This is a genomic window from Streptomyces sp. Wb2n-11, from assembly GCF_001049855.1.
GTDB classification, from domain to species: Bacteria; Actinomycetota; Actinomycetes; order Streptomycetales; family Streptomycetaceae; genus Streptomyces; species Streptomyces altiplanensis.
The window spans coordinates 6,095,237-6,115,485 of sequence record NZ_CVPB01000001.1 but is presented as its reverse complement, the minus strand read 5'-3'; the positions used below and the strand labels follow the sequence as shown (position 1 = coordinate 6,115,485).

The following is a 20,249-nucleotide window of genomic DNA, read 5'->3' as shown; positions in this document are numbered from 1 at the left end:
GGCGTATCAGTGGTGGATGTCGGGCTCTTCGATGTCGAAGCCCGGGCAGTACTCGACGCCGGGCTCGGGGGATACGGGATCACCGGTCTCCGCGTCCGTGCAGTAGGCGCTGAAGACCTCCCCCGCTGTGAGCGCGACCAGTCGGCCCTGCTGGAGCCGCCAGCCGTGGAGCCGGTCGGGTGCCCCGGGCCCGGTGGTCCTCAGTACCACTCCCCCGGGGCTTTCCACGGCGATGCCCGCCGCCAGGACCGTCACGAACTCCGCGCCTCCGATCTCGGTCAGGCGGACCGGCTCGTTCGCGGTGCGCTCCGCGTGGAGCACCGCGAGGAGTTGTTCCTCTTCGGCCGGGACGCTGCAGACGAGGTGATGGCTGCCGGGGCCCGCCTGCTCGAGCAGGCGCGTGACGAGGCGCGAGGCCCGGTCGAGGGCCTCGCGCCCGATGTCCTCGCCGCACTCGGCGCAGTTGCCCAGCCGAGCCAGGAGCAGGGTCGCGTACTCCCAAGTGGTCTGCCGGACGGCTTCGTTGACGAGCAGGGGCACGAGGCTGTCGATGGGCTGGCCGGTGTACGGGAGGGAGGCGCCGCAGACCGCGACTTCCGCGGTGAAGCGGGTGCGGCTCTGCGCCGTGTCGGGATCGATTCCGGTCGCCCGGCAGAACTCCAGGAAGTCTTCGGGGTCGAAGAGCGCGACGGTGGTGTGCACTCCTTGCGCCGCGAGGGCCCGCAGCAGCCCTTCGACCTCCTTGAGGTAGGCCGTGTGGTCGTCGAAGACGAAGGTCTCGTAGCCCGTCATGGCCGCGAAGTCCTGCTCGTCGGCCAACAGGCCTACCGTGCTGGGCGCTTCGCGGCGGAGTGTGCGCCGCATGGCCTTGCTCTTGTGGTGCTTCGTGGACTTGGTGTGCGCCATGATTCCCCCTGAGCGCAGTCGATCATTGCTCACTCACCGTAACCGGCGGCACTGACAACGTACGCTCCGTGAGATGGCCGCCCACGGTCCGATGCGGGGCGGGCGAGGCCTTCAGTGACGGGTGCGGGCGAGGGTTTCGTAGAAACGGAGGAGGTCGAGGTTGTCGACCGAGCCCGGATTGACGGCCTCGGCGAGGGCCGCTCCCTGGAGGAGACGTTTGACGGGCACCTCGATGCGCTTGCCGGTGAGAGTGTGCGGGACGCCGGGGACCTCGATGATCTCGTCCGGGACGTGGCGCGGGGAGAGCTCGGTGCGGATGGCCTGCTTGACGCGGGTGCGCAGGGCGTCGTCGAGGGTGGCGCCCTCGGCGAGGTGGACGAAGAGCGGCATCCAGTAGCCGCCGTCGGGCTCTTCGAGGCCGATGACGAGGGATTCCCTGATCTCGGGAAGGCGCTCGACCACCTCGTAGATGTCGGCCGAGCCCATGCGGACGCCCTGACGGTTGAGGGTGGAGTCGGAGCGGCCGTGGATGACCACCGAGCCATGGCCGGTGATGGTGATCCAGTCGCCGTGCCGCCACACGCCGGGGTAGGTGTCGAAGTAACTGCCGTGGTAGCGGCTGCCGTCGGGGTCGTTCCAGAAGTGGACCGGCATGGACGGCATGGGGTTGGTGACGACCAGTTCGCCGACCTCGTTGATGAGCGGCTTGCCCTGGGGGTCCCAGGCCTGGAGGTCGGTGCCGAGGCAGGCTGCCTGGAGCTCTCCGATGTGGACGGGGAGGGTGGGGACCGCGCCGGCGAAGCAGCTGCAGACGTCCGTGCCGCCGCTGACCGATGCGATCCAGAGGTCGGAGGCGACTTCGTCGTGGAGCCAGCGGAAACCGTCGGGCGGGAGCGGGGATCCGGTGGTGGCCACGCATTTGATGCGGGAGAGGTCGTAGTCGCGTGCGGGGTGGACCTCTGCCTTGGCGCAGGCCATGACGTACGCCGCCGAGGTTCCGAAGAGGGTGGCTCCGGTGCGCTCCGCGATGCGCCACTGGGCGCCGGTCCCGGGGTAGCCGGGGCTGCCGTCGTACAGGACGACCGTGGTGCCCGTGAGGAGACCGGAGACGAGGAAGTTCCACATCATCCAGCCGGTGGAGGTGTACCAGAAGAAGCGGTCCTCGGGACCGAGGTCGCAGTGCAGGCCGATCTGCTTGAAGTGCTCCAGGAGGATGCCGCCCTGGGACTGGACGATGGCCTTGGGCAGGCCCGTGGTTCCCGAGGAGTACAGGACCCACAGGGGGTGTTCGAAGGGAACCTGCTCGAAGACCGGTTCCGTGTCCGAGGAGATGAGCGCGGACCAGTCCGTGGCGCCTTCGGGGGCCTCGGTGCCGAGGAGGGGGATGTGGATCACGGCGCGCAGGGTGGGGAGCTCGCGGCGGAGCTCGGCGACGGTGTCCGTACGGTCGTGCTCCTTGCCGCCGTAGCGGTAGCCGTCGACGGCGAACAGGACGACGGGCTCGACCTGCTGGAAGCGGTCGAGGACGCTGCGGGCGCCGAAGTCGGGGGCGCAGGAGGTCCAGACTCCGCCGACGGCGGCGGTGGCGAGCAGGGCGACGGTGGCCTGGGGGACGTTGGGGAGGTATCCGCTGACGCGGTCTCCCGGGCGTACGCCCAGGGCGCGGAGTTCCGCGGCGAGGGAGCCCACCTGGCGGCGCAGCTCGGACCAGCTCACCGGGACGGGTTCGTGGGTCTCGTCGACGTGGAGGAGGGCGGGGTCGTCCGCGCGGGAGGGGTCCTCGGCCGTGCGCAGGGCGTGTTCCGCGTAGTTGAGGGTGGCTCCCGGGAACCACTGGGCGCCCGGCATGGAACGGTCGGCGAGGACCGTTTCGTACGGCGTGGAGAAGCGCACGTCGAACCAGTCGGCGACGGCCTTCCAGAAGGTGTCGAGCTCGTCGACGGACCAGCGGTGCAGCGCCGCGTATCCACCGCCGGCCGGTGCTCCGTACCGCTCGGCCGCCCAGCTCTGGAAGCGGGTGACGGCTGCGGCGGCGATGCGGTCCGCGTCCGGCTGCCAGAGGGGCGCGGTGTTCGCTGCTGAGGACATGGGGCGGCTCCCGGGCTGTACGCGTGGTGTGCGTGTGTCGCGCGCACGTGCGAAGGGTGTGCGCACGAGGCGGCTGAGAGGGACGATGCCACGTGATCGTCTTGCGCACCAGAGCGGACCGCCCACAGCCGGGCGTCCGGTCATGTGCGCGCACCACGGGTGAACGGCAGTTGAACGCCACCCGTGCGCGTGCGTCCGGATGGCAGGGTGAGCCGCATGGACGGTCGTGACCTGGTGCACTCGGTAAAACTGGTCGGCACGGTGCAGGGGCTGCGCGTCGCGCGCTCCGCGTGGCGGCGGCGTCGTACGGACGCCTGGGGACTGGAGCCGCGGGGAGCCGAGCGGGCCCGGGTGCCCGGTGCGGTGACCGGCGCGGAGCCGCAGCGGGGCGGCGGGGTGGTCCGTTTCGCCCGCTCGGAGCTGCGGGTGCTGGTCGCGGTGGGCGGCGCGGTGTTCTGGGGCTGGGACGGTGCGGGTCCGGAGCCCTCGTACGCGCTCGCGGGTGCGTGCCCGGAGCCGGACCCCAGGGCGGAGCTGGAGCCCGACAAGGACGGCGGCTGGCAGGTGGTGTCGGAGCGGCTCACGGTCGCCGTTTCGCGGCACGGTGCTGTGGAGGTCCGTACGCCGGGCGGTGTGGTGCTCCGCCGGGAGCTGCCGCCGCGCTGGTGGGAGCCGGCCGCCGGCGGTCCCGCGCGCTGGCTGCAGCGCAGCGAGGTGCCGGCGGACGCGCGGTTCTTCGGTCTTGGCGGGCGGTCTTCGGGGCTGCGGCTGCGGGGCGGCCCGTACCGCCTGTGGAACGCCGGTCCGGGCGAGAGCCGCGCCCCGGGCGACGAGCCGCTCTCCGTCACCATGCCGGTGCAGTTGGTCGTCTCCGACGCGGGGACGCATCTCGCCTTCCACGACAACACGTGGGAGGGCAGGGTGACGTTGCGGGAGGGCGAGGAGGGGGCGGGGTCGGGCCATGACCGGCCGGGGACGAGTGAGCTGCGCATGGACGGCGGGCCGTTGCGCTGCTGGGTCGTGGCCGGCACTCCGGCGCGCGTGCTGCAGGGCTGGACCGCGCTCACGGGTGCTCCCGCGCTTCCGCCGTCGTGGGCGCTCGGTCCGCAGCACGCACAGCGGGGTCCGGGCGGTGAAGGGGAGGTTCGGCGGACCGTCGCCGGTTATCAGGAGCGGGGGCTTCCGTTGTCCGTACTGCACTTGGGGACGGGGCCGGAACTGGGCGTGGACCACTGCGACCGGCGTCAGGCCTTCGCTGTCGACCGCGGGCGTTTCCCCGACCTTCCCCGGCTCGCCGCGGATCTCAGGGCGTCGGGGGTGCGGCTGGTCTCGTTGGCCGGTCCCGCCGTCAGGGCTGAGCCCGGCGCCGCGCTGTACGACAGCGGAAAGGCCGTGGGGGCGTTCGTACGGGACGCGCGGGGTGACGAGGTGCGCGGGGCGGGCGGGTCCGGGGAGCGTGTCTACCCGGATTTCACCGATCCGTGTGTGCGTGCCTGGTGGGCGTCGCTGTACGAGGAGCCGTTCGCCCGGGTCTTCTGTGGGGTGGGGCACGAGACGAACGAACCGGTGGCCTTCTCTCCCTTCGGTGATCCGTCGTTGCCGCGCTCCGCACGGCACAGCCTGGAGGGCCGCGGCGGTGATCATCGGGAGGCGCGCAACGTCTATGGGCTGGGGATGGCGCGCGCCGGTTACGAAGGGCTGCGGAAAGCGCGTTCCGGGGAACGGCCGTTCCTCTTCTCGCGCTCCGGGTGGGCAGGCGTACAGAGGTACGGCGGCATCTGTTCCGGGGGTACGGCGACGGGCTGGCCGGGACTGCGCGCCTCGCTCTCCCTTGCGCTCGGTCTCGGGTTGTGCGGCGTGCCGTACTCGGGCTCCGCTGCCGGCGGGTTCGGCGGTACGTCTTCCCCCGAGCTGTATCTGCGCTGGTTGCAGCTGAGCGCCCACCTTCCGCTGTTCGGTACGCATGCGGCGGCCGCCGTGGGCGGCGGGGAGCCCTGGGAGTTCGGTCCGCAGGTGCTCGAACACGCAAAGGCCGTGTTCGCCGAAAGGGAGCGGCTGCAGCCGTATTTCGTGACGCTGTCCCATCTGGCCCACCTCACCGGTGCGCCCTATGTGCGTCCCGTGTGGTGGGGTACGCCCGAGGACCGGGCGCTGCGGGACTGTGAGGACGCTTTTCTTCTCGGGGACTGTCTGCTGGTCGCTCCCGTACTGGAGCACGGTGCGGATCGCAGAGCGGTGCGGCTGCCGCGCGGGCGGTGGTACGACACGGCGACCGGTGAGGCGTACGAAGGGCAGGGCCGGGTGCTGCTCGAGGCGCCCCTGTCACGTGTCCCTGTGCTGGCGCGGGCCGGCGCCGTGATTCCCGTGCGGGATGACGACGGCGGGCTGGTGCTTGAGGTGTGGGCACCGGCTGCCGGGCGTACCGGAGGGGGGCTGCTCGTGAGGGACGCGGGTGACGGCTGGGAGCGGGCGGAGGTCGAGCGGTTCACGACCCGGGTGGACAGCGGCCGGGTACTGGTGGAGCGGGAAGGCGGCGGAGAGGTGGGGCTTCCGGTGCGGATGCGGGGCTGTTGAGGCGGCGTACCGGGGAACGTTCATTCCGCGTGGCGGTAGCTTCCCGCGAACCATCGGCGCACCGCTTCGGTGTGCAGGGGGAAGGCCAGCTCGGCGGGCTCGCGCAAGAGGTGCCAGCCGGTTGTTTCGTCAGTGGGCGCGGACGGCGGCAGGCCGGCGGCGTCGCGTTCGGGGAGCAGTCCGAAGAGGAGAAGGTGGCCGGTCGCGGAGCTCAGCGCGTCGGCGAGACGTACCTGCTCCGCCGCGGCCCCGATGCCGGTCTCCTCGCCCAGTTCGCGTACGACGGCCTGCTGCCAGTCCTCCGCGTGGTCGATGAAACCGCCGGGCAGTGCGGTCCCGCCGAGCCGTGGCTCGACGGCACGGGTGATGACGACGAGTCCGCCGCCCTGTGCGTCGCGTACGGGCAGCAGGGCGACGGCGACGGGCAGGGGGTTGCGATAGGCCGTGTCGCCGCAGACGGCGCAGGTGCGGGGCCAGTCACCGGCCGGCCGGTACGGCGCTCCGCAGCTGGAGCAGTGGGAGTGCCTGACGGGCTTCTTCGTGGGTGCGGACACGGGCGGACTGTACCGGGGCGCCCTTCCCTCCGGGGTCGTCGAGCTGGTAGACGGAGGGCCCATGACACGACTCGCTTCCGCGCTGCGCATCCTGGCCGCTGCCGCCGTCGCTCTGCTCGCGGCCACAGCCGCCCCGTCCACGGCGCGGGCCGATCCCGAACCGAAGGCCCCCGGGGAGTTCGTGTCCCTGCGGTCCGTGGACCCGACGATCATCCAGGAGATGCGCTACACCACCGCGCACAATTTCATGGGCGTGCCGGTGGACGGTTACCGCCAGCCGGTCTGCATCCTCACCAGGCCTGCCGCGAAAGCCCTGCACGAGGCGCAGACGAAGCTGCTGGGCCGCGGCTACTCCCTCAAGGTGTACGACTGCTACCGGCCGCAGGGGGCCGTCGACCACTTCGTGCGGTGGGCGAAGGACCTCGACGACGAGGCCATGAAGGAGGAGTTCTATCCCGATGTCGACAAGTCGCGGCTGTTCGCGGACGGTTACATCGCGGAGAAGTCCGGGCACAGCCGGGGCAGCACCGTCGACGTGACGATCGTGAGGCTCCCCGCGAAGGCCACCAGGCCGTACGTCCCCGGTGAGGAACTCGTTCCCTGCTACGCGCCCGAGGGTGAGCGGTTCCCGGACAGCTCGGTCGACATGGGGACTGGTTTTGACTGCTTCGACACGCTGTCCCACACCGAGGACCCTCGTATCCAGGGCGCGCAGCGTGCCAACCGCCAGTTGCTGAAGGGACTGCTCGGTGAACTCGGTTTCGTGAATCTCGCCGAGGAGTGGTGGCACTTCACCTACAAGCCGGAGCCGTTCCCGGACACCTACTTCGACTTCCCGGTCACCCGGCGGTCAGTCGCCGGGCACTGACACGTGGCCTCCTGACAGGACGGGCGACCGGAGCCACTCCCGTGGGTCCCGGCCGTCCGCCCTGTTCTCTTCTTTCGGACGCGGTACAGCCGTATCCGGTTCTCCGCCGGGCCACTACCGTGCGCGTATGGAGCAGCGGACTTTTGATTCGTACGAGGAATTCTGGCCCTACTACGTCGCGATGCACTCCAGGGCCGCGACCCGGTGGGTCCACCTCACCGGCACCCTCACCGGTCTCGCGGTCAGCGCGTACGGCCTGGCGCGCGGCCGGAAACGGTATGCCGCCGCGCTGCCGCTCATCGGGTACGGCGCCGCCTGGCCCGCTCATTTCCTGATCGAGAAGAACAATCCGGCCACCTTCGGGCACCCTGCCTGGTCGCTGCGGGGCGACGTACAGATGATCCGGACGATGCTGGCGGGCCGCGACCGGGAGCTCGCGGAGACCGCCGCCAAGTGGCTCGCGGAGAACCGCTGACGCCGGGGCCCGTCCTGCCGGCCGGTTCCGGGCGCGGCGTTCCCGGAAGTCGTTGCCGTCCATGACCTTGACGCTCCATCACCGCCGGTGAACACTTCCCGTTGTCAGTCGGCGTCGCCGTACGACGGCTCCCGGGAACGCGGAGAACGCGTCTGTTCCCGGGGTCCCCCCTGGTGCGGTTCAGGGGCATCCCCCACGGGCGATTCCACCGGCTCGGCATGCTCGTCACGGACGCCGGGCAGGGCACGGCAAGCCCTGCCCCCGGCTCACCAGCCAGGGGAAACGCACCCTGCACTTCAGGGCCGGGGCCCGGCTCCGGGCGAGGGCCCAGGAGCTGCCATGAGCAACGGGGACATCTTCGCCGGTGAGGTCATCGGCACCGCCATCCTGATCCTTTTCGGCGCCGGTGTGTACGCGCAGTCACTCTCCACCACTCCAAGGCGAGGGCCTCGGGGTGGTCGTCATCTCCTTCGGGTGGGGCATGGCCGTGCTGGCCGGGGCGTACACCGCCGCCCCGTTGTCCGGCGGGCACCTCAACCCCGCTGTGACCGTGGGCATCGCCGTCGACACCGGCGAGTGGGGGAAGGTCTGGGTCTGCGTGCTCGGGCAGATGGCCGGTGCGATGCTCGGGGCCGTACTCGCCTACCTGGCCTACTACGCCCAGTTCGCCGCCACAAGGACAAAGAGACGGCGCTGCCGACGCTGGGTGTCTTCTCCACCGTTCCGGAGGTGCGCAACCCTGTCGCCAACCTCCTCACCGGGATCATCGCGACGGTCGGCCTGGTGCTGCCCGTCCTGGCGTTCGGGATGACCAAGGGGCTCGGGGAATCCGGCATCCTGGTGCTGATCGTGGCGCTCCTGGTCGTCGGCATCGGTCTCTCGCTCGACGGTCCCACGGGGTACGCCATCAATCCGGCCCGCGACCTCGGACCGCGCATCGTCCACGCCGTGCTGCCGATCCCGAACAAGGCCACGTCCGACTGGGGATACGCCTGGGTGCCGGTGGTGGGGCCGCTGATCGGCGGGGCGCTGTCGGGCCTCGTCTGCAACGCAGCCTTCTGAGCACTGAGAGCTTTCAGCCGAGTTCGGACGAAGGGGACGTCATGACGGAACAAACGGGGCACGCCGAGAAGTACGTCGCCGCAATCGACCAGGGCACCACCTCCAGCCGCTGCATCGTCTTCGATCACAGTGGCGCGATCGTCGCCGTCGACCAGCGTGAGCACCGCCAGATCTTCCCCAGGCCGGGGTGGGTGGAACACGACGCGACCGAGATCTGGTCCAAGGTGCAGGCCGTGGTGGCGGGCGCGCTCACCAAGGCCGGCCTGCGCGCCGGGCAGCTCAGCGCGCTCGGCATCACCAACCAGCACGAGACGACGGTGCTGTGGGACCGGGCAACGGGCAAGCCGGTGCACAACGCGATCGTCTGGCAGGACACGCGTACCACCGCCCTCTGCCACGAACTGGGCGGCACGGACGGCCAGGACCGCTTCAGGGAAACGACCGGACTACCGCTCGCCAGTTACTTCTCCGGGCCCAAGGCCGCCTGGCTCCTCGACAACGTTCCCGGGCTGCGCACTCGCGCCGAGCGGGGTCACATCGCCTTCGGGACCATCGACTCGTGGCTGATCTGGAACCTCACCGGCGGCACGGACGGCGGCGTGCACGTCACGGACGTGACGAACGCCGGGCGCACCATGCTGATGAACCTGCGAACGCTCCAGTGGGACCCGGCGATCCTCTCCGCGATGAACGTGCCCGAGGCCGTGCTGCCGGAGATCAGGTCGTCGGCCGAGGTGTACGGGACGGCCGTCGGGCAGCTCGCGGGTGTGCCGGTCGCCTCCGCGCTCGGTGACCAGCAGACCGCTGTCTTCGGGCAGGCCTGTTACGACGTGGGAACAGCGAAGAACACGTACGGGACAGGAAGCTTCCTGCTTCTCAACACCGGTGGCCGGCCGGTTCCCTCGAGGAACGGTCTGCTCACCACCATGGGCTACAAGATCGGCGGCGAGGCGCCGGTCTACTGCCTGGAGGGATCGATCGCGATCACCGGGGCGCTGGTCCAGTGGTTCCGGGACCAGCTGGGGATCATCCGTTCCGCGGACGAGATAGAGACGCTCGCGGGAAGCGTCGACGACAACGGCGGGGCGTACATCGTGCCGGCCTTCTCGGGGCTGTACGCGCCCTACCGGCGCTCCGACGCACGCGGTGTGATCACCGGCCTCACCCGGTACGTCACCAGGGCGCATCTGGCGCGGGCGGTCCTGGAGGCCACCAGCTGGCAGACCAGGGAGGTCGTCGACGCGATGTACCAGGACTCGGGCGTGGCGATCACGACGCTCAGGGTGGACGGCGGCATGACCGGGAACCGTCTGCTGATGCAGCACCAGGCCGATGTTCTGGGCGTTCCCGTCGTCCGGCCGAAGGTCTCCGAGACGACGTGCCTGGGCGCGGCGTACGCCGCCGGGCTGGCGACCGGCGTCTGGTCGGACCTGGACGAGCTGAAGTCGCACTGGCGGCGCGACGTCGAATGGTCGCCGCGCATGGAGGCCCGGGAGCGCGACCGGGAGTACCACAACTGGCGCAAAGCCGTGGAGCGGAGCTTCGGCTGGGAGGAGGAGGGTGGCCAGGGCTGACAGAGCCGGTCCCGGGCCCCCTGACCGCGCCGTACACCCCTGTCGATGGGGGTACGGGCCGCTCGGGGCCGCGTGGCACTACGGGCCGACGCTTCGGTTCGTTCCGCGGACCGCTCGGAGTTCGTTCCCGGGAAGGCTCAGGTCGTCGCTGTCTGCCGTCGGTCGGCGGAGCGGGCCAGCGCGTGCTCGACCACCGCGATGAGCACCTCCTTGACGGCCTCCCGGTCCCGCGCGTCGCACAGCAGCAGGGGCACGCCCTCGTCGAGATCGAGTGCCGTACGCACCGTCTCCGCCGGATAACGGGCGGCACCGTCGAAGCAGTTGACGGCAACGGCGAAGGGGATGCCCCGGCGCTCGAAGTAGTCGATGCCGGCGAAGCAGTCCTCCAGCCGGCGGGTGTCGGCGAGCACGACCGCGCCGAGCGCCCCCTGGGCCAGTTCGTCCCAAAGGAACCAGAAACGGTCCTGGCCGGGCGTACCGAAGAGATAGAGCACCAGGTCTTCGCGGAGCGTGATCCGGCCGAAGTCCATGGCCACCGTGGTGGTTTTCTTGCTCTCGACGCCGGCGGTGTCGTCGACGGGACGGCCCGCTTCGGTGAGCGCCTCCTCGGTGCGCAGCGGCCTGATCTCGCTGACCGCGCCCACCAGGGTGGTCTTGCCCACCCCGAAGCCACCCGCGACGAGGATTTTGAGCGTCACCGGTTCGACCGGTCGCTTCTTGCGGCTAGAGCGCCCGAAGACCATTGATTACCTCGCGAAGGATGCTCTCGTCCGGCAGCTCCGCCGGCGGTACGGGTCGGGTCACATGTACCAGCTCGTCCTCGACGAGGTCGCCGACGAGGACTCTGACCACCCCCACGGGGAGGTCGAGGCCCGCGGCGAGCTCGGCGATCGACTGCGGCGTCTCACTGCAGAGTTCGACGATCTCGACGTGCTCGGGAGCGAGCGTCTGGTCACGCCCGGGATCGTCGGCCGCGGGCTCCGGGACGACGAGCGCGATCAGGTCGAGCCGGTGCCGGCTCGCACTGCTCGTACGGCCACGCGTCATCGCGTACGGGCGCACCACCGGGCCCGCGTCGTCGTCGAACCAGTGCGGCGATCCCTGCTGGCCTGCTTCGCTCATGTCAGCCCGCTCACCCTCCGGCGGGCAGACCGGAGCGGGGCGCGGTCTTCAGGTGGGCGCCGACCCGCTTGACCATCAGCGTCATCTCGTACGCGACCTGGCCGACGTCGGAGTCGGAGTCCGACAGGACGGCGAGGCAGCTGCCGTCGCCCGCGGCGGTGACGAAGAGGAAGGCGTCGTCCAGCTCCACCACGGTCTGCCGGACACGGCCCGCGTCGAAGTGGCGGCCGACGCCCTTGGCGAGGCTGTGGAAGCCGGAGGCGACGGCGGCGAGGTGTTCGCCGTCCTCGCGTGTCAGGTCCTTGGAGGCACCGGTGGGAAGCCCGTCGCTGGAGAGCACCAGGGCCTTGCGGATGCTGCCGACGCGGTCGACGAGTTCGTCGAGGAGCCAGTTGAGCTCCCCGGAGCCCCGGCCCGTGGTGTTGTGTGCTGTGGCGTTCGGTGCGGTCATCGACCGTCCCTCTCTGGTGTCGTTCCTGGTGCTGTCTCGCCCGGGCCCGGCTCGTCCTCGGCGTTCTGCCGACGGCCGCGCTGCCAGCCGCGTTGGAGCGAAGCCATCCGGCTGCGTACTTCCTCCGCTTCGCGCTCGGCCTCCTGCTCGGTGACCGGTGCCTCGCTCGCGAGTCCGGTGCGGTCGGCGGCGGCCTCGCGCAGCTGCGGGGCGAGGTTGGCCTGACGGACGCGGCGGGGCAGTCCGCCCGGCGGGGGGCCCGGATCCCCGCCCTCGGGGAACGGTTCCCGTGCGGGCGGTGTGGTGGGCGCGGCGGGGGTCTGGTCGCGACCGCCGACACGTCGGCCGTGATCGGCGACGAGGGTCGGGGCCTTACGGCGGGGCAGCGGAACGGGGGCTCCGGGGCGCGCGCTTTCGCCGTTCCCGGGGACGTGGTCGGAGGCCTGCTGGTGCTGTTCGCCGGCGGCTTCCCGGGAACGGTCGCGGAAGCGCTCCCCGGAACGACCGCGGAAGTGCTCCCCGGAGCCTTCCCGGGGGCGGAACAGACCGCCGCGCTCGCTCTCCGTGTCCTCGATGTCGGTGACGCCGTCGAATGAGGCCTCTTCGAGGCCCAGTGCGCCCAGAGGCGGCTCGAGTTCGACCGGGCCGTCCAGTATCGCCTGAGCGGCGAGCTCGGCGGGCAGCCGCGAGAGCGTCGTCAGGGACTTGCGGCGTCCGCTGCCCCCCGTCGCCGCTCCGGTCCCCGCCTCCCCGGCGGAGTGCTTGCGGTCGAGCCGGAAGCCGGTGCCGTTCGTCTCGGGCGCGTCCGTGAGCAGGGCTGCCGGAACGAAGACGACCGCGGTGGTTCCGCCGTACGGCGACTGCTGGAGCGAGACCCGGACGTTCTGGCGCTGAGCGAGCCGGCTGACCACGAAGAGGCCGAGCCGGTCGGTGTCCGACAGCTCGAACTCGGGGGTCTCGGCGAGCCGCAGATTGGCGTCGAGGAGGGCTTCGGGCGTCATGCCGAGGCCACGGTCGTGGATTTCGAGGGTGAAGCCGTTGGCGACCCGTTCGCCATGCACCTGCACCGCGGTGTGCGGGGGAGAGAACACCGTGGCGTTCTCCAGGAGTTCGGCGATCAGGTGGGTGAGGTCGGCGACCGCCGGGCCGCCGACACCGATGCGCGCCAGCCTGCGTACCTCGATGCGCTCGTAGTCCTCGACCTCGGCGACGGCGGCCCGTACGACGTCCATGAGCTGGACGGGCTTGCGCCACTGGCGGGACGGAGCCGCGCCCGAGAGGATGACCAGGCCCTCCGCGTGGCGGCGCATGCGGGTGGTGAGGTGGTCGAGGCGGAAGAGGTCGGCGAGCTCGTCGGTGTCCTCGGTACGGCGTTCCATGGTGTCGAGGAGCGTGAGCTGGCGGTGGAGCAGAACCTGGTTGCGGCGGGCCAGGTTGACGAAGACCTCGGAAACGCCGCGCCGCATGTCGGCCTGCTTGACGGCCGATTCGACGGCCGCGCGCTGAAGCGTGTTGAGGGCCTGGCCGACCTGGCCGATCTCGTCCTTGTCGTACTCCAGGCGCGGCACCTCGGTCTCCACGTCGACCTCCTCGCCGGCGGCGAGTCTGCGCATGACGCTGGGCAGCCGTACGCCGGAGACCTCGTGGGCCTCCCTGCGGAGATGGGAGAGGTCGCGGACGAGGCTGCGGCCGATCCGTACGGACAGGACCAGCGAAACGACCAGGGCGGCGAAGCCGAGCACGCCGGCGGCGCCCGCTGTGACGAAGACACCGAGAGCGACCGGGTCGACACGGTCCTGGTAGCGGTCGCCCGCGTCCTTGCTCTCACGGGCGAGGTGGTCGAGCACGCCGGTCGCGGTCTCGTTCCAGCTCTTCGCGGTGACGGCGTGCGGGCTCCTGGCGGCGCCCGCGGTGACGAGGTGTTCTTCGGTGGCACGGAGGGGCTGGGTGGCCGGACTGTCCCAGTAGTCCGCGAAGGCCTCGCGCTCGGTCGCGGGGAGGAGTTCGAGATTGACGTCGTACAGCAGCTTGCGGTTCGCGGCCAGGGCCGAGATCTCGCGCAGCTCGGGCGGGTCGAACCGGCCGGCGACGAGGCCGGACGCGATGAGGGCGTCCTCGCGGGAGAGCATCTCGTGCGCGCGGGCGACGCCGACCAGGGCACGGCCCTGCTTGTCCAGCTCCACGTCTTCGAGGACGTGGAGGGTGGTGAGGAAGGAGTAGCAGGGGTCGACGAGCCGGTTGTAGCGGTCGAGGGCCTCGCGTCTGGTGACGGTGCTGCTCTCGACGGAGCGGCGCAGCGCCTCGATGTCCGCGAAGGCTTTGAGGAGGGAAGTCAGCCGCTTGGACGCCGAGGGCCGCATGCCGTCGCGTGCTCCGGGGTCCTGTGCCCGGTCCCTGATCTTCGCGACGGCCTCGTCGGTGGTCCCGCGCTCGCGGCGGAGGGCGGCGAGGGCGTCGGAGGCCCGGGGGTCCGCCAGATAGATCAGCGTCTGGCGCCGTTCCTGCTGGATCACCTCGACCGCGTCCTCGACGGGACGGCCCACCTGCTCGACGGTGTGGGCCACATCCAGCAGGTGGCCGGCCTCGCGACCGGTGATCACGGTGGCGAATCCCCAGAGCGAGGTGAGGGACACGAGCGGCACCAGCAGCAACGCCACGATCTTCCTGCGGATGGACTTCCCGCGAAAGCGCATGGCCTCCCCCAGCTCGACCCCCGCCGGGCAGGGGTGGTGTTCCGTCAATAAACGGCGTGAGCCTACTACTGACACTCGCGCAACCCGAAGGAACGTCCGGGCGATTTTCGGCCGCGCAAAGGTGAGTTGATCGCGAATTTTCATGCGATTCCGGGAGTCGGCAGGCGCCGTTGTGGCGAAGGACACGTGCGCGTACGCCTCTCACCCCGTTGGGGCAGATGGCTGGAATTCTACGTTCTGTGGGAATTTTCGAGGTCTGCCATTCGTCCTGCTGTACGAGGGGCGGACCGGATGAGGCCGTAGTACATGCCACATTCGGTCCGGGGGACGGCGTAAAGGGACGCAAGGCGGGCAGCCACTCGTGAAAGCGCGCGTCGCGCGCCCGAGTTGAGTGCACGCCAGGCGCGGTGGTGGGGAGTGGAAGTTCGATGGAGACGGAAGAGCGCCGTACGGCGTCTGCGGCGCCCGTGACGTTCGAGGCCGCCGTGGATTCCCCGGAGCCCGAGGCGGCTGAGGTCCAGCGGCAGTTGTGGGTGGACGAGCCGGCGGTACGGCCGCGGCTGCCCGATCCGGTCCGTACGGCCGCCGTCCGCTCCGTCCTCATCACGTCCCTGACGCTGATCCAGGCGATGGTGGCCTACCTGTGCACACTGGCGGGATCGTGGCTGGCCTTTCCGATGGTGCTGAGCAGCGTGGGCAGCACAGTGGTCGCCACCTGGGGCGTTCTGGACGTATGGGTCACCCGGCAAGTATGGAACCAGCGCCACGGCGTGGTGTCGGTCCCGAGCAGTACGGCGCGCCGGCTGCGGCGCGAGCGGCGGAAAGCCCGCCGGGCGGCCCGCAGGTCCGCCCGGACACGGCAACGGGAGGAGCGGGCCCGGCGGGGGACGGGCCGGCTCTCCCAGGCCTGAGACCCGGACGGGCCTGGAGGAACCACAGACCTGGACGAACCACAGACCCGGGGCCCCGGACATGCCCGGAACCGCCCGGGCCCGGGCCTGCGCCGCGCCCGCCCCTCACAGACGTCGCCCCGCTACTCGGCCCGCTCCGGCGTGCGCTTGAACATCCGCGTCGCCGTGATCTCGCCGTGCACCGTCTCACCGTCCGGATCCTGTTGCGGCAGGCCCGGCCTCAAGTGCTCCTCCACGCTGATGTACTTCAGCCCCGCCCTGAGGTCGGCGTCATTGCGCAACCGGATGACCAGCGGGAACTCGGCGAGCGCGGTCGTGTCGAACAGCCCGGTCGTGTAGAGCAGCTGGACGCCGAGGGCGTCGGACACCGCCCGCTGGAGCTCCAGCAGGTAGGTGGCGTTGGCGCGGCCGATGGGATTGTCGAGGAACAGCGTCCCCGCGTGCCGGTGCTTGTCGCGGCCCCGGTCGTTACTGCGCAGCGCGGCCATCGTGCAGTACAGCGCGATCGCGGCCGTCAGCAGCTGGCCGCCCGAGAAGACGTCGCCCATCTGCCCGACCGGCACCCGCTCGGCGCGCAGCACGGCGTCCGGCTTGAGGATCTCGACCGAGACGCCCTTCGGCTGGAGCGCGGCCTGAACACCCCGCAGCAGGAGTGACATTCCGTCCCGGCGCAGGTCCGAGTTCTTCTTGACGGCCGCGCTGGTCGCCTCGTCGATGACCTCTCCGAGCCGCTCGACGAGCGTCACCTGGTCCGGCTCCTCGAAGCGGATCCGCAGGAACTCCTGGCCGGACCACTCGCCGAGGCCTTCCGGCAGCTGGGAGAGGCGCTGGGCCGAGCGGAGCGTCGCCAGGGCCGACTCCACGAGGCCCCGGAGCCGGTCGACGATGCTGTCGCGGTTGCGCTCCAGCTGCTCCAGCTCGTCGGTCAGTACACGCAGCCGGGGCGCGAACGCCGCCGCCCACGCGGCGGCGTGCTCGGGCAGCGCGGCGGCCGGCAGCTCGCGGATCTGCTGGCGCGCGGGGGTGCGTACCTGCTCGTACCGCGTGGAGTTGGCATGCCGTACGAGTACGTCGCTCGCCTCGCGCACCGAGGCCTCGGCGGCGGACAGGTCGGTCGAGCAGCCGCGCAGCGAACGGCGGGACTCGGCTGCGGACTGCCGGGCCTCCTCCAGACTGCCCGGGTAGGGGCCGGGCCCCTCGGCGGCCTCGTCCTCCTGGTGGTAGTCCCTGAGCAGGTCGCGCAGCAGCGCCGCCGTCTCGTCGAAACCGCCCGCCGCGTCCTCGGCCGCGCGGTGTGCCCGCAGCAGCTCGGCGTGGGCCGCGCGGGCCGAGTCCAGGGCGTCGGTGCGGGAGGCGAGTTCGGAGGTGGCGGTGCGCAGGAGCGCCTGCGCGTGCTCCGCGTCGGCGGGCACGAGGCCGTCGGGCAGTTCGGTGTGCGCCGTGCCGTCCTCGGGGGCGAGGCGCTCGGCCTCGCCGCGGAGTCTGCCGAGCTGCTCGCTCGCGGCGGACGCCCTCGACTCCAGCATCTGCACGAGGGATTCGGCGCGGGCGACGGCGGCCTGGCGGGACGGGCCGTCGGCACCGTCCGTGCCCTCCAGCATCAGGGCGGCCCTGGTGCGGACCTTGTTGGAGAGCCGGTTGAGCTCGGCGAGGGCGGCGCTCTCCTCGCTCTCCGCCCTGGCCTGCTCGGCGCGCAGATCGGCGCCGACCCCGACCTTCTCGTACAGCTGGGACGCTGCACGGTACGCCTCACGCAGCGCGGGCAGCGCGATGCGCGGTGCGTCCTGGTCCGGCTCCGGCAGCGTCTCGGGAACACCGGCGATCTCGGCCCGCTCGGCGCGCAGCGTGCGCGCGGTCCTGTGGGCGTCGTCGGCGGCGCGCTGGGCGGCGCGGCGGTCTTCGTCGGCCGCCTTGGCGCGCTCCAGGCAGACCGCGGCCCTGGCCTCCAGCTCCGCGGCCTCCTCGGTCAGCTCGCGCACCTTGACCAGCCAGCCGGCGCGCTCCCGCAGGCGGTATGCGAGGCCCGCGAGGGCGTCGGCGACACGGCGGGCACGCTGGGCGGCCTCCTGCCGTTCGTCCCTGACACGCGCGGCCTCGGCCGCGGCCTCGTCGGCCTCGGCGCGGACCGTACGGGCCTCGGCGAGCGCCGCTTCGGCGGTCCCGGCCGCTTCGCCCGCCCTCCTGGCCGCCTCCGCCAGCTCGGCGAGCATCCCGGGCGGGCAGTCGGCGCGCCAGGAACCGAGGCGGGCCGCGAGCGTACGGTCACCGGTCAGCCGGGCGGCGAGCCCGCGGATCTCCTCGTCGCGGGCGGTCGCCCTGGCCCGCAGCGCCTGGCGCTCCTCGTCGGCCGCGTGTTCGTCGTGCATCGCCGGGTTCGGCGGTACGAGGAAGACGTCGGCGCGGCCCGACGGGGCGGCGCCGGGCGCGGGTACGGGCGCCAGGAGCGCGGCGGCGGTGCCGACGGCGACCGCCGAGCGGGGCAGCAGCGCGGCGCCGGCGAGGGTTTCGCGGGCCCTGACGTGCGCGTCGGGGTCGGTGATGACGACGCCGTCGACCAGCTCGGGCCGGGCGGCGAGCACGGCGGCGTGGTCGGCGGGGTCGACGGCCTGCGCGAGGTAGCGCCAGCCCGGCAGGGCGGGGATGCCGTGCTCGCCGAGGAACTCGACGGTGGCCAGGACGTCGGGGCCGGGGGGCAGCAGCCCTCCGTCGCCGAGTGCCCCGAGGATGCGCGCGTCGTCGGCGGCGGCGGTACGCAGTTCGAAGAGCTGCCGCTCGGCGGAGGTGATGCTCTGGTCGAGCAGAGCGAGGAGGTCCTCGGCGTTGCGGTCCAGCTCCTCGACCGTGAGCGGGCCCTCGGCGGCGCTTCGGGGGACGTGGACGGACTGGAGCTGCGCGGATCCGGACGCGGATGTGGTGAACCGGCCGAACGCGTCCGTGCGGGCACCGGCGCCACCGTCCGTCGGGATCGCTGTGCCGTCGGCGGCTGCGGGGGCCGTGCCGTCCGGGCCTGCCGCCTCAGTGGCGGCGGTGCCGTCCGGCGGTGTTCCGGCCGTGCCTCGGCGGGGCTGCGGTACGGCGGCGGTCACATGGGGCGCCGGCAGGCTGAGCAGCTCCGCCAGGCGGTCTTCCGCCGCCAGCGACTGCGCCGCGCGGCGCTCCGCTTCGTACGCGTGCTCCGCGCCCTGTGCGGCGTCCGCCGCGCGGGCCGCCGCCAGTTCGGCGCGGGACTCGGCGCCGGCGGCCTCCTTCGCCTGCTCCCCCGTCGCCCGGGCGGCTTCACGGGCCGTGTCCCAGGCGGCGACCGCCGCCTTCTCCGCGTCGGTGGCGGCCAGCGCCGCCCGTGCCGGGTCGGCGTCCGGGGCCGTGTCGTCGAGCCAGCCGGCACGTACCGCTTCGGCCGTCTCCTGTTCGACCTCGGTGAGGCGCTGGCGCAGGTGGCCGGCCTCGCTGCGGGCGCGCTGCGCCTGGGTGGCGGCCGTGGTGGCGTCGCGGTGCGCCGCCTCGCCCGCCTCCTGGAGGGCGGCCGAGCGCTCTTCCTCCTCGGCGGCCACGCGTTCACCGTCCTCGGCTGCCGCGTGCAGGGCCCGTACGAGCTCGCCTGCGGCCGTGGCACGGGCCGCCAGCGCCGGGGCGGCGTCCCGCTCGGCCTCGCGGATGGCGACGGCCACGCGCGCGGAGCGGTCCGCGGCGGCGCGGTGGCGCAGTACGGCCTCGGCGGCCTGCCAGGCGGCGTGCAGGGTACGGGCGTCGGCCAGCTCGCGGCGCTGCGCGCCTGCCGCCTTCTCCGCAGCGGTGAGAGCCAGCGAGGCGTGCCGGTAGGCCAGCTCGCTGGCGACGAGGGCACTGCGGCTGCGGGCCTGCTCGGCCTCGGTGACGGTGTGCGCGGCGGCGGTGACCTGCTGGGCGAGCTCGGCGGTCCGGCCGCGCTCCTCGGCGGCGCGCGCGGAAAGCCTTCGGGCGAGCGTACGGGTCCTCCGCTCGGCTCCCGCGTGGACGTCGCGGGCGCGCACGCGCGTCTCGGCCGCCTCGACGATGCGTCCGAGCAGGTCGACGGAGCCCGCCGTGAAGTCCCTCTCGGCGGTGAGCTCGGCCCGGCGGCCCAGCTTGTTGCCGAAGCCGTGGACGAGGTCGGCGAGGCCGTCGGTGTCCCTGGTGTCGGTGACGGCGCGCAGCAGCAGGTCGGTGAAGTCGGAGTCCTTCTTGACCGCGAAGAGACCGGCCGCCTCGCCCTCGTCCGCGTTCATCTCGCGCTGGTAGCGGAAGAGCTCGGGATCGAGGCCGAGGTCCCCGAGGTGCTCGTTCCAGCGGTCGTGGATCTCTTCCCAGTGGACGTCGAGGTGCGGGTACACCTTGCCCGCTTCGGTGATCGCGTCACGGAAGCCCTTCATGGTGCGGCGGCGGCCCTTCGCGCCCGAAGCGCCCTCGCCGGGCGTGCGGACGGCGGTGGACTCGGCGACCGGCAGCGAGTCGAGGCTGAGTCCGGGGCCGGGGCGGAAGGAGTACCAGGCCTCCGCGAACTTCCGCGGGTCGTTGGACACCTGCCGCCCGCGCCACTCGCTCACCTTGCCGACGACCACGCACTCACCGGTGAGCGTGTGCTGCCACTCCAGTGCCACGTGCCCGCAGTCGTCGGCGAGCAGGAACTTGCGCAGCACACCGGAGCTCGCGCCGCCGAGCGTATTGCGGTGGCCCGGCAGCATCACCGAGAAGATCAGCTTGAGCAGGACGGATTTGCCTCCGCCGTTCTCCAGGAAGAGCACGCCGGCGGGCGCGGGTCTGCGCGGCGGGCCGACGGGGTCCTCTTCGAAGAACTCCGCCTGGGTGGGGGCGGGGTGGGGAACGGGCTTGCCGACTCCGCGCAGGTCAAGCACGGTGTCGGCGTAGCGCGCACCGGCGGGCCCGATGGAGTAGAGGCGGACCCGGGACAACTCGTACATGGCGGCGGACTCTCGTCGTAAGTCGTGAAGCGGC

The 20,249-nt window shown here is 72.0% G+C and carries 13 protein-coding genes and 1 pseudogene; 6 read left to right on the top strand and 8 right to left on the bottom strand.

Annotated elements, in window-relative coordinates; translation table 11 throughout:
• Positions 1 to 6 precede the first annotated feature (6 nt).
• Entirely contained in the window at positions 7 to 906 is a 900-nt protein-coding gene (locus BN1555_RS27915) for a hypothetical protein (protein WP_093801947.1), read from the bottom strand.
• Between the two features lie 111 nt (positions 907 to 1,017).
• A complete protein-coding gene (locus BN1555_RS27910) occupies positions 1,018 to 2,994 on the bottom strand; it encodes an acetoacetate--CoA ligase (RefSeq protein ID WP_093801946.1) in 1,977 nt (658 codons plus the stop codon).
• Between the two features lie 216 nt (positions 2,995 to 3,210).
• On the opposite strand from BN1555_RS27910, the gene BN1555_RS27905 reads away from it, so the two are divergent.
• Positions 3,211 to 5,568, top strand: coding sequence for a glycoside hydrolase family 31 protein (locus BN1555_RS27905; RefSeq protein ID WP_093801945.1), 2,358 nt, complete (start codon positions 3,211 to 3,213; stop codon positions 5,566 to 5,568).
• Positions 5,569 to 5,588: 20 nt separating this feature from the next.
• Here the strand turns inward: BN1555_RS27905 and BN1555_RS27900 are convergent, their stop codons facing one another.
• Positions 5,589 to 6,122, bottom strand: a complete 534-nt coding sequence (locus BN1555_RS27900; protein ID WP_255306203.1) for an NUDIX domain-containing protein — start codon at positions 6,120 to 6,122, stop codon at positions 5,589 to 5,591.
• Between the two features lie 61 nt (positions 6,123 to 6,183).
• Between BN1555_RS27900 and BN1555_RS27895 the strand changes: the two genes are divergently transcribed.
• From BN1555_RS27895 to glpK, 4 genes and pseudogenes are all read left to right on the top strand, one after another.
• A complete protein-coding gene (locus tag BN1555_RS27895; RefSeq protein ID WP_093801943.1) occupies positions 6,184 to 6,990 on the top strand; it encodes a M15 family metallopeptidase in 807 nt (268 codons plus the stop codon).
• Between the two features lie 127 nt (positions 6,991 to 7,117).
• On the top strand, positions 7,118 to 7,465 hold the full coding sequence (locus BN1555_RS27890) for an Mpo1-like protein (RefSeq protein WP_093801942.1): 348 nt from the start codon (positions 7,118 to 7,120) through the stop codon (positions 7,463 to 7,465).
• Positions 7,466 to 7,804: 339 nt separating this feature from the next.
• Positions 7,805 to 8,527, top strand: a pseudogene (locus tag BN1555_RS27885) (MIP/aquaporin family protein).
• A 41-nt stretch (positions 8,528 to 8,568) separates the two neighbouring features.
• The gene (glpK, locus tag BN1555_RS27880; RefSeq protein WP_093801941.1) at positions 8,569 to 10,101 is read left to right on the top strand and encodes a glycerol kinase GlpK; all 1,533 of its coding nucleotides are present in this window, start codon (positions 8,569 to 8,571) and stop codon (positions 10,099 to 10,101) included.
• 137 nt (positions 10,102 to 10,238) lie between these two features.
• Here the strand turns inward: glpK and BN1555_RS27875 are convergent, their stop codons facing one another.
• Genes BN1555_RS27875 through BN1555_RS27860 form a run of 4 tightly spaced genes read right to left on the bottom strand, consistent with a single transcriptional unit; the run spans position 10,239 to position 14,367 of the window.
• A complete protein-coding gene (locus BN1555_RS27875) occupies positions 10,239 to 10,844 on the bottom strand; it encodes a GTP-binding protein (protein ID WP_093801940.1) in 606 nt (201 codons plus the stop codon).
• On the bottom strand, positions 10,825 to 11,223 hold the full coding sequence (locus BN1555_RS27870) for a DUF742 domain-containing protein (protein ID WP_093801939.1): 399 nt from the start codon (positions 11,221 to 11,223) through the stop codon (positions 10,825 to 10,827). The genes BN1555_RS27875 and BN1555_RS27870 overlap by 20 nt, the downstream gene beginning before the upstream one ends.
• Positions 11,224 to 11,233: 10 nt before the next feature.
• Positions 11,234 to 11,674: a roadblock/LC7 domain-containing protein gene (locus tag BN1555_RS27865; RefSeq protein ID WP_093801938.1), complete on the bottom strand. Its 441-nt coding sequence runs from the start codon at positions 11,672 to 11,674 to the stop codon at positions 11,234 to 11,236.
• Positions 11,671 to 14,367, bottom strand: a complete 2,697-nt coding sequence (locus BN1555_RS27860; RefSeq protein WP_093801937.1) for a sensor histidine kinase — start codon at positions 14,365 to 14,367, stop codon at positions 11,671 to 11,673. Before BN1555_RS27860 ends, BN1555_RS27865 begins: the two co-directional genes overlap by 4 nt.
• Positions 14,368 to 14,795: 428 nt before the next feature.
• Here BN1555_RS27860 and BN1555_RS27855 point away from each other — a divergent pair, with 428 nt between their 5' ends.
• Positions 14,796 to 15,278: a hypothetical protein gene (locus tag BN1555_RS27855; protein WP_093801936.1), complete on the top strand. Its 483-nt coding sequence runs from the start codon at positions 14,796 to 14,798 to the stop codon at positions 15,276 to 15,278.
• Between the two features lie 122 nt (positions 15,279 to 15,400).
• Here the strand turns inward: BN1555_RS27855 and BN1555_RS27850 are convergent, their stop codons facing one another.
• Entirely contained in the window at positions 15,401 to 20,215 is a 4,815-nt protein-coding gene (locus BN1555_RS27850; RefSeq protein ID WP_093801935.1) for a hypothetical protein, read from the bottom strand.
• Between the last annotated feature and the right edge of the window lie 34 nt (positions 20,216 to 20,249).